This window comes from Type-F symbiont of Plautia stali, from assembly GCF_059731105.1.
This window is the reverse complement of the sequence record NZ_AP035909.1, coordinates 2,971,216-2,984,389: the sequence shown is the minus strand read 5'-3', so window position 1 is coordinate 2,984,389 and position 13,174 is coordinate 2,971,216. Positions and strand designations below refer to the sequence as shown.

At 55.4% G+C, this 13,174-nt stretch carries 11 protein-coding genes and 6 tRNA genes; 8 read left to right on the top strand and 9 right to left on the bottom strand.

Features of this window, described 5'->3' with window-relative positions:
• Nucleotides 1–174: 174 nt before the first annotated feature.
• From zipA to AC6I7A_RS14175, 3 genes are all read left to right on the top strand, one after another.
• On the top strand, nt 175–1,188 hold the full coding sequence (gene zipA / locus AC6I7A_RS14185; RefSeq protein ID WP_033736157.1) for a cell division protein ZipA: 1,014 nt from the start codon (nt 175–177) through the stop codon (nt 1,186–1,188).
• Between the two features lie 75 nt (nt 1,189–1,263).
• Complete coding sequence (gene ligA / locus AC6I7A_RS14180; protein ID WP_058957425.1) at nt 1,264–3,282, top strand: NAD-dependent DNA ligase LigA; 2,019 nt, start codon at nt 1,264–1,266, stop codon at nt 3,280–3,282.
• Between the two features lies 1 nt (nt 3,283).
• Nucleotides 3,284–3,502, top strand: a complete 219-nt coding sequence (locus AC6I7A_RS14175; RefSeq protein ID WP_009088854.1) for a DUF3820 family protein — start codon at nt 3,284–3,286, stop codon at nt 3,500–3,502.
• A 28-nt stretch (nt 3,503–3,530) separates the two neighbouring features.
• On the opposite strand, the gene AC6I7A_RS14170 is transcribed toward AC6I7A_RS14175, so the two are convergent.
• A complete protein-coding gene (locus tag AC6I7A_RS14170) occupies nt 3,531–4,541 on the bottom strand; it encodes a bile acid:sodium symporter family protein (protein WP_058957426.1) in 1,011 nt (336 codons plus the stop codon).
• Nucleotides 4,542–4,635: 94 nt separating this feature from the next.
• Here AC6I7A_RS14170 and AC6I7A_RS14165 point away from each other — a divergent pair, with 94 nt between their 5' ends.
• A complete protein-coding gene (locus AC6I7A_RS14165) occupies nt 4,636–5,556 on the top strand; it encodes a LysR family transcriptional regulator (RefSeq protein ID WP_058957427.1) in 921 nt (306 codons plus the stop codon).
• Here AC6I7A_RS14165 and AC6I7A_RS14160 read toward each other — a convergent pair.
• The 5 genes from AC6I7A_RS14160 to AC6I7A_RS14140 all read right to left on the bottom strand — a co-directional run bounded on the left by AC6I7A_RS14160 (nt 5,553) and on the right by AC6I7A_RS14140 (nt 6,522).
• Nucleotides 5,553–5,906 carry a FlxA-like family protein gene (locus AC6I7A_RS14160; RefSeq protein ID WP_058957428.1) on the bottom strand — a complete coding sequence of 118 codons (354 nt, stop codon included), beginning with the start codon at nt 5,904–5,906 and terminating at the stop codon, nt 5,553–5,555. The genes AC6I7A_RS14165 and AC6I7A_RS14160 overlap by 4 nt on opposite strands.
• A gap of 234 nt (nt 5,907–6,140) precedes the next feature.
• Nucleotides 6,141–6,216 (bottom strand) — tRNA-Lys (locus AC6I7A_RS14155).
• Nucleotides 6,217–6,220: 4 nt separating this feature from the next.
• A tRNA-Val gene (locus AC6I7A_RS14150) sits at nt 6,221–6,296 on the bottom strand.
• Between the two features lie 34 nt (nt 6,297–6,330).
• Nucleotides 6,331–6,406 (bottom strand) — tRNA-Val (locus AC6I7A_RS14145).
• A 40-nt stretch (nt 6,407–6,446) separates the two neighbouring features.
• Nucleotides 6,447–6,522, bottom strand: a tRNA-Val gene (locus AC6I7A_RS14140).
• Nucleotides 6,523–6,793: 271 nt separating this feature from the next.
• Here AC6I7A_RS14140 and gltX point away from each other — a divergent pair.
• Nucleotides 6,794–8,209, top strand: a complete 1,416-nt coding sequence (gltX, locus tag AC6I7A_RS14135; RefSeq protein WP_058958166.1) for a glutamate--tRNA ligase — start codon at nt 6,794–6,796, stop codon at nt 8,207–8,209.
• Nucleotides 8,210–8,244: 35 nt separating this feature from the next.
• Here the strand turns inward: gltX and AC6I7A_RS14130 are convergent, their stop codons facing one another.
• Entirely contained in the window at nt 8,245–8,598 is a 354-nt protein-coding gene (locus AC6I7A_RS14130) for a YfeC-like transcriptional regulator (RefSeq protein ID WP_046102329.1), read from the bottom strand.
• A gap of 111 nt (nt 8,599–8,709) precedes the next feature.
• A complete protein-coding gene (locus AC6I7A_RS14125; RefSeq protein ID WP_009088865.1) occupies nt 8,710–9,498 on the bottom strand; it encodes a formate/nitrite transporter family protein in 789 nt (262 codons plus the stop codon).
• 360 nt (nt 9,499–9,858) lie between these two features.
• Here AC6I7A_RS14125 and AC6I7A_RS14120 point away from each other — a divergent pair.
• Nucleotides 9,859–9,934 (top strand) — tRNA-Ala (locus AC6I7A_RS14120).
• Nucleotides 9,935–9,978: 44 nt separating this feature from the next.
• Nucleotides 9,979–10,054, top strand: a tRNA-Ala gene (locus AC6I7A_RS14115).
• Nucleotides 10,055–10,335: 281 nt separating this feature from the next.
• Here AC6I7A_RS14115 and AC6I7A_RS14110 read toward each other — a convergent pair.
• Nucleotides 10,336–11,526, bottom strand: coding sequence for a NupC/NupG family nucleoside CNT transporter (locus AC6I7A_RS14110; RefSeq protein WP_009088868.1), 1,191 nt, complete (start codon nt 11,524–11,526; stop codon nt 10,336–10,338).
• Nucleotides 11,527–11,895: 369 nt separating this feature from the next.
• Here AC6I7A_RS14110 and AC6I7A_RS14105 point away from each other — a divergent pair, with 369 nt between their 5' ends.
• Nucleotides 11,896–13,137, top strand: a complete 1,242-nt coding sequence (locus AC6I7A_RS14105) for an Nramp family divalent metal transporter (RefSeq protein ID WP_009088870.1) — start codon at nt 11,896–11,898, stop codon at nt 13,135–13,137.
• Nucleotides 13,138–13,174: the final 37 nt, after the last annotated feature.

Here is a 13,174-nt window from a genome sequence, read left to right as displayed (position 1 = left end):
TGGCTTTTTCCCCAGGCCAGGTGCCGTTTGGGTAAAAAAACAGCGAAAAAGCGTGGGTTGCCTATCTTATTTGTTAGAAAATAGTGCACAGACTTGCACTTGTGTAGCAGGGCAAATACAGTTAGAGGATAAAGTTTGCCGCGGTGGCAAGGTATTGGAACAACAGAGAATACAATGATGCAGGATTTGCGTCTGATATTAATCGTTGTTGGCGCGATCGCCATAATAGCGCTCCTTCTTCACGGACTGTGGACCAGCCGTAAAGAGCGTTCGTCAGTGTTCCGCGATCGCCCGCACAAACGTCTGAAACAACGTGATGAACATGATGAACCGGACCTGATCGACGACGAAGATGATGGCGTCGGCGAGGTTCGTGTTCGCGCTGAGCGCAGCAACCATCAGGAACCGCGTTTCGATGATATTCGCGAATCCCAGCCGGTTGCGCCGCGTAAGCCCGCGCCTGCTGAGCCTGTACGTCAGCCTGCGCCACGACCTGCTCCGCAAGCCGAACCGGAAAGCGACCCGCTTTTCAGCCCCGCACCGCAGCCTGCTCCTCAGCCGCGTCCGGAACCGGCTCGTCAGCAGCAACAGCCTGCGCCTGCTTTTGTCGCACCGCCTGTGCAGGCCGATCCGCTGCTGGATCTGGACCCGCTGGAATCGGTGCAGCCCGCACCGCAGTACCAGGCTGAACCCGAGCCGCAGCCTGAAATCACTCAGGCGCCGGAACCGACTCCCGTTCCGCCGTCTGCACCTGCCGCACCGGCAGAGAAGCCGAAAGAAGCCGTGCTGGTTCTGCACGTTGCCGCACACTCGGGTGGCGAACTCAATGGTGAGGCTCTCCTCCAGGGGATTCTGCAGGCGGGCTTCCAGTTTGGTGAGATGAACATCTTCCATCGCCATCTCAGTCCGGCAGGCAGTGGTCCGGTCCTGTTCAGTCTGGCCAATATGGTCAAGCCTGGCTCGTTTAACCCTGACCTGATGACAGATTTCAGCACGCCGGGTATCTCCATCTTTATGATGGTGCCTTCCTATGGCGATGCGAATCAGAACTTCAAGCTGATGCTGCAGTCGGCACAGCGCATCGCTGATGATGTTGGCGGCGTAGTGCTGGATGATGAACGTCGCATGATGACGCCGCAGAAGCTGGAAACTTACAAGGCGCGTATTCGCGATGTGGTCGGTGTCTGACCACGGCGCAAACCGCTATCTGAACTGTTAAAACAAACCCCCGCATGTCGGGGGTTTTTTATCTGATGGGGCTTTATGAAATCCGTCCAGGATCACATCACCGAACTGCGCACTACGTTGCGTCATCACGAATACCTCTATCACGTCATGGATGCACCGGAAGTGCCGGATGCCGAATATGATCGCCTGATGCGTGAGCTGCGCCAGCTGGAAGCGGATCACCCCGATCTCATTACGCCGGACTCACCAACCCAGCGCGTCGGCGCTGCGCCGCTGACGGTGTTTGAACAGGTTCGCCATGAAGTCCCGATGCTGTCGCTGGATAACGCCTTCGATGAAGCGACCTTTATGGCCTTCAACAAGCGGGTGCGCGATCGGCTGAAAAGCAGTGAAGAGATTACCTACTGCTGTGAACTTAAACTCGATGGCTTAGCAGTCAGCCTGATGTATGAAAACGGGCTGCTGGTTCAGGCAGCCACGCGGGGAGACGGCACCACCGGCGAGAATATTACCGCCAACGTGCGCACCATTCGCGCTATTCCGCTGCGTCTTAAAGGTGACAACATTCCGGCGCGGCTGGAAGTGCGTGGCGAAGTCTTTATGACGCAGCGCGGCTTCGAAAAGCTGAATGAGGAAGCGCGCCGCACGGACGGCAAAGTCTTTGCTAACCCGCGCAACGCAGCGGCAGGTTCGCTGCGTCAGCTTGATCCGCGCATCACCGCAAAACGTCCGCTGACCTTCTTCTGCTACGGTTTCGGCCTGCTGGAAGGCGGCGAGATGCCGCACAGTCACATGGCACGCCTGCAGCAGTTCAAAGCCTGGGGGCTGCCGGTCAGCGACCGCATTAAGCTGGTGCATAATGCGGATGAGGCGCTGGCTTTTTATCACGACGTTGAGCAACAGCGCCCCAGTCTCGGATTTGATATCGATGGCGTGGTCATCAAAGTCGATTCACAGGCGCAGCAGGAACAGCTGGGCTTTGTGGCGCGTGCACCGCGCTGGGCGATAGCCTTTAAATTCCCGGCGCAGGAGCAGCTGACCTGGGTGCGGGATGTCGAGTTTCAGGTTGGCCGGACCGGGGCTATCACTCCTGTCGCCCGCCTGGAGCCGGTGCAGGTAGCGGGTGTGATTGTCAGCAACGCCACGCTGCATAACGCCGATGAAATCGCGCGGCTGGGACTGCGCATCGGGGACCGGGTCGTGATTCGCCGTGCAGGCGACGTGATCCCGCAGGTCGTGAATGTGGTCACCGCTGAACGTCCTGAAGAGACGCGTGAAGTGGTGTTTCCTGCTCACTGCCCGGTCTGTGGTTCTGAGGTGGAACGGGTCGAAGGTGAATCGGTCACGCGCTGCACCGGCGGTCTGATTTGCGGCGCGCAGCGAAAAGAGGCGCTGAAGCATTTTGTCTCGCGCCGGGCGCTCGATGTCGACGGCATGGGCGATAAGATTATCGACCAGCTGGTGGAGAAAGAGTATGTCTCGACCCCCGCCGATCTCTTCCGTCTCACGGCGGGTAAGCTGACGGGGCTGGATCGCATGGGGCCAAAATCGGCGCAGAACGTAGTGGATGCGCTGGAAAAAGCGAAGTCGACGACGCTGGCACGCTTCCTCTATGCACTGGGGATCCGTGAAGTGGGCGAAGCCACCGCCGCCAATCTGGCAAACCACTTTGGTGAGCTGCAGAAGGTGATGGATGCCGATCTGGATGCGCTGATTGCCGTGCCGGATGTGGGTAAGGTCGTCGCCGCGCACGTTCGCAACTTTATGGAAGAGGAGAGCAACCGCGAGGTCATCCGCCAGCTGACGGACGATATTGGTGTTCACTGGCCGGCTGTTGTGGTGGTGAAAGCCGAAGATATTGACAGTCCGTTTGCCGGGAAAACCGTGGTGCTGACCGGTTCGCTGTCGCAGATGAACCGCGACGATGCCAAAGCACAGCTGATCGCGCTGGGAGCTAAAGTCAGCGGCAGCGTGTCGAAGAAAACGGATCTGCTGATTGCCGGTGAAGCGGCGGGTTCCAAGCTGGCGAAAGCGCAGGAGCTGGGCATCGAGGTGATCGATGAAGCTGAAATGATCCGTCTGCTGGGTGCCTGAGATGGATAAGCATCAGCTGGTGGCGATAGCGAATACGGCGATGCCGTTTGGGAAATATAAAGGGCGGATGCTGATCGATCTGCCTGAACCCTACCTGCTGTGGTTTGCCCGCAGTGGCGACTTCCCCTCCGGCCAGCTGGGTGACCTGATGCAGCTCACGCTGACGATAAAAATCGAAGGTCTGGAGGGGCTGGTGAAGCCGCTTCAGACCCGGAAATAACGTGGCCCGCTTTGGCGGGCCATGCAGACTATTTCTGCGACTCCATCACGGAGGTTTTCACCTCTAAAGCCTGCTTTTTCTCACCGCTCTTCTTGTAGCGTCCGGCGATGAACGAACAGACCATCAGCTGAACCTGATGGAAGATCATCAGCGGCAGCACGATAATCCCCACGGTACTGGCCGGGAACAGGATATTTGCCATCGGTACCCCATTCGCCAGACTCTTCTTCGATCCACAAAACAGCACCACAATCTCATCGGCGCGTTTGAAGCGGAACAGGCGCGAAGCCAGCAGGTTGATAATCAGCACGGTGGCCAGCAGCACAATGGAGCCCGCCACAATCCAGAGCAGGGTAATCACGCCCACGCGATGCCAGATGCCGTTCACCACCGCCTCACTGAAGGCACTGTAGACCACCAGCAGAATCGAGGTCTGGTCAGTTTTGCCAATCAGGCTGCGGTGCTTTTCAACCCAGCCGCCGATCCAGCGGCGTGAAAGATGGCCCAGTATGAACGGCACCATCAGTTGCAGCATAATCTTACCGATCTGCTCCAGACCGTCAGTCGGCGCGCTGCTGTGGATATCCATCACCACATTTACCAGCAACGGGGAGATGAAGACCCCCAGCAGGCTGGATGCCGAGGCGCTGCACACGGCGGCCGCGACGTTACCGCCGGCCATCGAGGTAAATGCGATGGCGGACTGCACGGTGGCAGGCAGGATACAGAGATAGATAAAGCCGGTATAAATTTCCGGACCGACATCAACCGGATGCCACCAGACCAGCAGCATGCCCAGCGCCGGAAAGAGCACAAAGGTGCTGAACATGATCCAGAGATGCAGCTGCCAGTGGCTGCTTCCCGCAATGATCTTCTCCCGCGACAGCTTGGCACCGTGCATAAAGAACAGCAGTGCGATAGCCGCGGTGGCGAGGTAGCTGAAGATATCGACGTAGATCCCTCTGGCAGGCAGGAAGGTGGCCAGCAGCACGGTGATGATGAGCTTAACCATCATCGGATCAAGTTTTAAAAATCCCATTGTTAAATCCGGTAAATTTTTCAATAGGCCGATTGTGCGGGAATCATTTTTAGAAATAAAATTGATTTATTGCATTAATCTATGAGCGTAATCGATGAATTATACCCTGCGTCAATTGCGGACTTTCATTGCGGTGGCACATTACGGTGGTTTCAGTCAGGCGGGGCAGGCGATAGGCCTGAGCCAGTCGGCGGTGAGTCACAGCATCAAAGAGCTGGAGGCGGAAACCGGCGTGCGGCTGCTGGATCGCACCACGCGCGAGGTGATGCTGACCGAGGCAGGAAAACAGCTGGCATCCCGCATGGAACGTCTGCTGGAGGAGATTAATACCACGCTGCTGGATATACGCAGTTTTGGCGAACAGCGCAGCGGCACCGTGCGGGTGGCGGCCAGCCAGACGATTTCCGCGCATCTGATGCCTCAGTGTCTGGCGGCCAGCCAGCAGCACTTCCCCGACATTAAAGTGATACTGCACGACCGCGCGCAGCAGTGGGTGCTGCAAAGTGTGCGAAACGCCGAAGTCGATTTTGGCATCGTAATCGGGCCGCTGCGCGACAGCGATTTTGACACGATTGCCATTCTGGATGAGCCTTTCTTACTGTTGTGCCGGGATGATGATCCGCTGGCGCGGGTGGACAGGGCGGAATGGTCGATGCTGGATGGGCGCACGCTGGTGTTGCAGGATTATGCATCCGGCAGTCGGGTACTGATTGATGCAGCCATGCAGCAGCAGAATATTCAGGCAGAGGTGGTGCAGGAGATTGGTCATCCTGCCACGCTGTTTCCGATGGTGCAGGTAGGGATTGGTATCAGTATTCTGCCCGCGCTGGCATTACCCCTGCCGGCGGATCGCGCGCTCACCGTGCGGCGGCTTTATCCCGAGATCAATCGAAGTCTGACCCTCATTAAACGCAAAAACCGCTCGCTGACGCCCGCCGCCGAAGCCATCTGGCAGGAGGTGCGCCAGCAGGCGGCGCTGCTGGCGCAACAGCGGGCCATTACGCCCGCGTTTTAGATATAGACATCGACATTATTTTTGTCAGTCGGGCGGTTAATCCCGTTCGCCTTGCTTTCACTGACCGGATTAACACTGTCGCTTTTCTGCTGCGCCTTTTCGGCCTGCTCAGCCTGCTTCTTTTGCAGCTGAGCAATCTGCGCTTCCAGCATGGTGATCTGCGACTGGTACATCTGCGCTATTTTAGATTTCTGGTCTTCGTCAAGATCGTGGTTGTCGGCCAGCTCTTTGACTTTTTTCATCACGCTCTGAATCTGTTTATTCAGTGCGGCGATCTGCGAGGCGATACTGCCGCCGCCGCTGTCACCACCACCTTGCATAACTTTTAAAACTCCGGCTATTGAGGACATCATTTTCTCCCTGTAGTTCGTCTATAAGGTTATCGGCGCAGGCAGGAATAACTGAAGTGTCAAAAAGAGCAGGGGAGTAAAAAAGCAGATTCTTCTTCTGAAAGCCCCTTTCTGAGGGGAGTCGTCATTCAGGCTGAGCCTGGCGCAGTAAAATAAACGTGGTACTCAGGCAGCCAGAATAAGTAAAGGGGGGCAGAAACGAAAAAAGCGCCTGAAAGGCGCTTTTCTCTGAATTGGTGGGTCGTGCAGGATTCGAACCTGCGACCAATTGATTAAAAGTCAACTGCTCTACCAACTGAGCTAACGACCCGAAGTGGTGGGTGATGACGGGTTCGAACCGCCGACCCCCTCCTTGTAAGGGAGATGCTCTACCAACTGAGCTAATCACCCACTTCGTACTTCAGTAGTGCTAACAGGCAAGATATGGTGGGTGATGACGGGTTCGAACCGCCGACCCCCTCCTTGTAAGGGAGATGCTCTACCAACTGAGCTAATCACCCATATCTTCATACCTGTTCACTGCGGGCACCCTGTTAAGAGTGGTGGGTGATGACGGGTTCGAACCGCCGACCCCCTCCTTGTAAGGGAGATGCTCTACCAACTGAGCTAATCACCCCCGCTGTGTGGAGTCGCATTATAGGGATAGTTGATTTTGAGTCAACGCTTTTTAAAACATAAATGTTCGTTCGGTTTATTTTTAAACATCCTGTCGCGCTTTTAGCCAATATGCTGGTTTTACTGGCAGAAAAGCGCCTTTTCACGGCCGGCAACCGGCCTGCATCCATTGAGGATTCATGGGCAGATGCTAGAATGTGCCCACTGTTTTTCGCGTCTAACCTGTTTTTTGTCATCCAGACAACGAACCCGCGCATCTAAGGCAATACTCAATGAAAATCAAAACACGCTTCGCGCCCAGCCCGACCGGCTACTTACATGTCGGTGGCGCTCGTACCGCACTATACTCCTGGCTTTTTGCCCGTCACAACCAGGGCGAGTTTGTGCTGCGCATCGAAGACACCGATCTGGAGCGCTCCACGCCGGAAGCCATTGAAGCCATCATGGATGGGATGAACTGGCTGAGCCTCGACTGGAATGAAGGCCCTTACTACCAGACTAAACGTTTTGATCGCTACAACGCGGTCATTGATGAAATGCTGGAAGCGGGCACCGCCTATAAATGCTACTGCTCTAAAGAGCGTCTGGAAGCGCTGCGTGAAGCGCAGATGGCCAATAATGAAAAGCCGCGTTATGACGGCCGCTGCCGTGACAGCCATGAACATCATGCCGATGATGAGCCCTGCGTCGTGCGCTTCCGCAATCCGCAGGAAGGCTCGGTCATCTTTGACGACCAGATCCGTGGCCCGATTGAGTTCAGCAACCAGGAGCTGGATGACCTGATCATCCGTCGTACCGACGGGTCGCCAACTTACAACTTCTGCGTCGTCGTGGATGACTGGGATATGGGTATCACCCACGTTATTCGCGGTGAAGACCACATCAACAACACGCCACGCCAGATCAACATCCTTAAAGCGATTGGTGCACAGGTTCCGGTCTATGCGCACGTTTCGATGATCCTGGGCGATGACGGTAAAAAACTCTCCAAACGTCACGGTGCGGTAGGGGTTATGCAGTATCGTGATGATGGCTACCTGCCGGAAGCGCTGCTGAACTACCTGGTGCGTCTTGGCTGGTCACACGGCGATCAGGAAATTTTCAGCGTAGCTGAAATGACCGAGCTGTTTACCCTGGATGCGGTCAGCAAGTCTGCCAGTGCGTTCAACACTGAGAAACTGCAGTGGCTGAACCATCACTATATTAACGCGCTGCCGCCTGAATATGTGGCGACCCATCTGCAGTGGCATATTGAACAGCAGAACATTGATACCCGCACCGGCCCGGAACTGGCGAAGCTGGTTGGCCTGCTGGGCGAACGCTGCAAGACGCTGAAAGAGATGGCGGAATCGTGCCGCTACTTCTATGAAGACTTTGCCGAATTTGATGCGGATGCCGCGAAGAAACATCTTCGCCCGGTGGCGCGACAGCCGCTGGAAGTGGTGCGCGATAAGCTGGCCGCAATCGCTGAATGGAATGCTGAGAACGTGCATCAGGCTATTCAGAGTACGGCAGATGAGCTGGAAGTCGGGATGGGCAAAGTCGGCATGCCGCTGCGTGTTGCGGTGACCGGTGCTGGTCAGTCTCCGGGTCTGGATGTCACCGTGGAGGCGATTGGCCGCAGCCGCAGCGTGGCACGCATTGAGCAGGCTCTGGCCTTTATCAGTGAGCGGGAAGCGCAGGCTTAATTCACACAGCCGGAAGCATCACGCTTCCGGTTTCTTTACCCCTGGCTGATGCCCAGTCGCTGCAGAACGCCTTTTATCCCTTCACGTAAGATTAACGCAGTGAACTGATCCTGCTCTTCCTGACTCATTTGCTGGACGGAACTTATTAATAACGCAGGTAACGAATTGGCTGCGGCACCGTAGGTTGCCACCGGTTCGTGGAGATTGCGGGTAGACTGAATAAAACTTTTCACACGCTCATCAATATGGATGAGACGCGCTTTGCCGCCTTGCACACCGGGCTTCGGTGTCGTCGTCCAGTTCTCACGCTTAATCCATTTATTCACCGTTTGCCGACTGTAACCCGTTTCTGCAGCCAGCTCTTCGGGAGTAAGCCATTCCTTTTTCACGATGCTATCCCTGTTAAATACATTAGCGGTACATATTACAGCAAAACCTAACGCGTGAAAGTAACTGAAGCAGAAATTGCCTTTTGTCGCTCGACAAAAGGCAAAAGAGGATTATTGCGGGTTGCTGGCAGGTTCAGCGGCAGGACGGAAGGCAAGGAAGTAGGCCAGGCCGACGAAGACGGCGCCCCCTACGGCATTGCCTGCGAAGACGGCAACGAAGTTGGGGAAGTATTCCGCCCAGCTCAGCTGACCGGCAAAAATGGCGGCCGGAATAATGAACATGTTCGCGACGACGTGCTGGAAGCCGATGGCCACAAACGCCATGATCGGGAACCACATGCCAAAGATTTTGCCCACCACATCTTTACTGGCAAACGCCAGCCAGACTGCCAGGCAGACCAGCCAGTTGCAGCCGATGCCGGAAATAAAGGCGTGCAGGAAATCGGCGTGAACTTTTGCCGAGGCGATGGCCACGGTCTTCTTCAGATAATCGCCTTCGGTCATGCCCAGGATGTGGCCAAAGAACCAGGCGACAGCCACGCTGCCGAGGAAGTTAGCCAGGGTTACCCAGAACCAGTTGCGCGCAACGCTCATAAAGCTGATGCGACGGGCGAACCAGGCGACAGGCAGGGTCATCATATTACCGGTCAGCAGCTCACCACCGGCCAGCACGGTCAGAATCAAACCGACCGGGAAAACGGCTGCGCCGAGCAGGCCGCCAAAGGAGCCCCAGTCTGCAGGCAGGGAGTTAATGACATGAAGATCCAGCAGGAAGCCGGTCGCGATAAACGCGCCCGCCAAAAAGCCGAGAATCAGAAGGATGCTGACAGGCACACGGCTTTTAGCCACGCCTGCCTGGATCGCCAGTTGTGCGATTTCTTTAGGTGTATGCAGCGACATAGTATCTCAGTAGTTTTTTTATGAATAATGGGACGATAAACGCCTGGTGGACGCGCGGCGCGCGGGAGAGGGTCCCGGCATCCGCTAAATTAGCGGGCTAAGTTTTGCATGCGTAAAAGATGAAGACAAGAAAATTCCTATAACATATTTAACCATGAATTAACCTGACCTCAGGGTAAATAACAGCCGTTGTCCCCGTATGAGGTCAGCATCACGGTTTTCCGCTGCGCCATGCTGCTGAAACTTCGCAGGTTGCCGCCTTTTTCAGCGATCAAACCGAGAATGTGATTTTGCCGTTGACACCCCGGGGGCGGTTTCATATTATGCCGTCCGTCGCTTAACACGACAGTTTTTCGGTTCGGGGCTATAGCTCAGCTGGGAGAGCGCCTGCATGGCATGCAGGAGGTCAGCGGTTCGATCCCGCTTAGCTCCACCAAACTTCTTCCCAAAAGTTTGGTACTGAAAAATAATTCCAGATGTGGGGGTATAGCTCAGCTGGGAGAGCGCTTGCATGGCATGCAAGAGGTCAGCGGTTCGATCCCGCTTATCTCCACCATTTTCTGACACATCGCTGTCAACATCCTTTCTGTAGTACGTATTCTTCGCCTTTTCTGCGAGTCTCATTTTCTGTTCCTGTTTCTCCCGCTTTGCCCTCGTTAACGCTTTCCGCCATCAGGGTTGGTTTACGCCATGCTGCTGCCTCAGCACGGCTGTTAAACGAAGAGAACAGGCCTGAGCAGCCAGGCGGAAGGCGAACGAAGGGGATAAGTTAAAGCGATGCAGGGAAGAGAAGGGTAAAGCAGAAGAGAAGGGCGAGATCGGCTCGCCCTCCGAAACTTAAAACGCCAGCACCAGCCCGGCGATAGCGGCGGAGAGCACGCTGACCAGCGTAGAGCCGTACAGCAGCTTCAGGCCAAAGCGGGAGACCACGTTGCCCTGTTCTTCGTTCAGACCTTTAATCGCACCGGCCACGATGCCGATGGATGAGAAGTTAGCAAACGACACCAGGAACACCGACAGAATACCTTCTGAGTTTGGCGACAGCTGACCCGCAATTTTCTGCAGATCCATCATGGCAACAAACTCATTGGAGACCAGCTTGGTCGCCATAATACTGCCAACCTGCAACGCTTCGCCGGACGGCACGCCCATCATCCACGCAAACGGATAGAAGACAAAGCCAAGCACGCCCTGGAAAGTGACGCCGAAGATGAGGTCAAACAGCGCATTCAGGCCTGAAATCAGCGCGATAAAACCAATCAGCATGGCCGCAACGATAATCGCGACGCGGAAACCCGCCAGAATATATTCACCCAGCATCTCAAAGAAGCTCTGACCCTTGTGCAGATCCTGCAACTGGAGGTCTTCTTCGTTCTCAACGCGATAAGGGTTAATCAGCGACAGCACAATGAAGGTGCTGAACATGTTGAGCACCAGCGCCGCGACCACATACTTTGGCTGCAGCATGGTCATGTAGGCACCGACGATAGACATCGAGACGGTCGACATCGCGGTTGCTGCCATGGTGTACATGCGGCGGTTAGACATCTTGCCGAGGATATCTTTATAGGCGATGAAGTTTTCTGACTGTCCCAGAATCAGAGAACTCACGGCGTTGAAAGATTCCAGTTTTCCCATGCCGTTCACTTTCGACAGCACGGTGCCGATACCGCGAATCACCCACGGCAGGATACGGAAATGCTGCAGAATGCCGATCAGCGCCGAGATAAAGACGATAGGGCAGAGGACGTTCAGGAAGAAGAAGGCCAGACCTTTGTCGTTCATGTTGCCAAAGACAAAGTTGGTGCCCTGGGCAGCATACTTCAGCAGATGGTCAAAGAAGCCTGCGAAACCTTTAACGAAGCCCAGTCCCGCTTCTGAGTTCAGGAAGAACCATGCGAGGACTATTTCAATCACAAGTAGCTGTATGATGTAGCGGATGCGAATGCTTTTACGATCGTGACTGACCAGCAGGGAGAGTATCCCGACCACCACCAGTGCTAAAATAAACTGCAAAATATGGGACATAGTTGCTCCAAATTTGAGGAGGATTGTATTTTGCTGCGTATTCTATGTAACGCGTTACTTAAAAACGAGATCTGAACCACAATATAAGTATTCGCTATCGCTATATTTTCCAGAAAAGTTTCCGTGATCACGTCCTGTTTACAAATCATTTACCTCTTATAACCACATAATTATTGTCTATATTTTACACAGAGCGTAAAGTGACATGCTTGCTCACATTTTTAGCAGTCACTTCCTTTGCTGTAATGTATAGCAATGGCTATACTTTATAGCAGTATCTATTACACCGATAACAATAAACGAATTTCACTTGCTCATGCCAACCCCTAAGCTGCCGGGGCAGGCACATGTTCAGACAGGGTACCGGATATGTTTGAAAGTCGTACCGCCGAGCGCGCCGCTCGCGGAGTCAGAAAAGTCAAACTCGCACTGCTGGGGCCCGCCTTTATCGCCGCTATCGGCTATATCGATCCGGGCAACTTTGCGACTAATATTCAGGCGGGCGCCGCTTACGGCTATAAGCTGCTGTGGGTCGTGGTGTGGGCAAACGTCATGGCCATGCTGATCCAGCTGATGTCCGCCAAGCTGGGTATCGCCACGGGTAAAAACCTCGCTGAACATATCCGCGATCGTTTTCCCCGGCCCGCCGTCTGGTTCTACTGGGTGCAGGCAGAAATTATCGCGATGGCGACCGACCTGGCGGAGTTTATCGGGGCCGCGCTGGGGTTCAAACTGCTGCTCGGCATCTCGCTGATGCAGGGCGCGGTGCTGACCGGTGTCGCCACGTTCCTGATCCTGATGCTGCAGAGCCGGGGGCAAAAGCCGCTGGAGCTGGTGATAGGAGGGCTGCTGCTGTTTGTGGCGGCGGCCTATATCGTTGAACTCTTCTTCTCTCAGCCTGACGTCAAAGAGCTGGTGACCGGGATGGCACTGCCCGCGCTGCCGACATCCGATGCCGTCTTCCTGGCGGCCGGTGTGCTGGGCGCCACCATCATGCCGCACGTTATCTATCTGCACTCAGCCCTGACGCAGGGTAAAAGTGAGGACAGCAAAAGTCAGCGTTACTCCTCGACCAAGCTGGACGTGGCCATTGCGATGACGATTGCCGGATTCGTCAATCTGGCGATGATGGCGACTGCGGCAGCCGCCTTTCACTTCAGCGGTCACAGTAAAATTGCGGAACTCGATCAGGCCTACCTGACGCTGCAACCGCTGCTGGGTCAGGCAGCGGCGACGGTCTTCGGTCTGAGTCTGGTCGCCGCGGGATTATCCTCGACCGTGGTGGGCACCCTGGCGGGACAGGTGGTGATGCAGGGCTTTATCCGCTTCCATATTCCGCTCTGGTTACGCCGCACCATCACCATGCTGCCCTCGTTTATTGTCATCGCGGCAGGCTGGGACCCAACCCGGGTTCTGGTGATGAGTCAGGTGCTGCTGAGTTTCGGAATTGCACTGGCGCTGATCCCGCTGCTGGCTTTTACCGGCAATCGCGAGCTGATGGGGGAGGATATGGTTAACTCCCGCCTGATGCAGAACACCGGCCGCCTGATTGTGCTGCTGGTGATTACGCTGAACCTCTATTTGCTGGTGGGAGAGGCGCTGGGGCTGTAACGCGCCTGACTGACAAAAAACGCCCGGTTATGCCGGG

Bases quoted from the DNA above. Each gene is read 5' to 3' on its own strand.
- zipA (WP_033736157.1), top strand. From the start codon at position 175: ATGATGCAGGATTTGCGTCTGATATTAATCGTTGTTGGCGCGATCGCC.
- ligA (WP_058957425.1), top strand. From the start codon at position 1,264: ATGAAATCCGTCCAGGATCACATCACCGAACTGCGCACTACGTTGCGT.
- AC6I7A_RS14175 (WP_009088854.1), top strand. From the start codon at position 3,284: ATGGATAAGCATCAGCTGGTGGCGATAGCGAATACGGCGATGCCGTTT.
- AC6I7A_RS14170 (WP_058957426.1), bottom strand. From the start codon at position 4,541: ATGGGATTTTTAAAACTTGATCCGATGATGGTTAAGCTCATCATCACC.
- AC6I7A_RS14165 (WP_058957427.1), top strand. From the start codon at position 4,636: ATGAATTATACCCTGCGTCAATTGCGGACTTTCATTGCGGTGGCACAT.
- AC6I7A_RS14160 (WP_058957428.1), bottom strand. From the start codon at position 5,906: ATGTCCTCAATAGCCGGAGTTTTAAAAGTTATGCAAGGTGGTGGTGAC.
- gltX (WP_058958166.1), top strand. From the start codon at position 6,794: ATGAAAATCAAAACACGCTTCGCGCCCAGCCCGACCGGCTACTTACAT.
- AC6I7A_RS14125 (WP_009088865.1), bottom strand. From the start codon at position 9,498: ATGTCGCTGCATACACCTAAAGAAATCGCACAACTGGCGATCCAGGCA.
- AC6I7A_RS14110 (WP_009088868.1), bottom strand. From the start codon at position 11,526: ATGTCCCATATTTTGCAGTTTATTTTAGCACTGGTGGTGGTCGGGATA.
- AC6I7A_RS14105 (WP_009088870.1), top strand. From the start codon at position 11,896: ATGTTTGAAAGTCGTACCGCCGAGCGCGCCGCTCGCGGAGTCAGAAAA.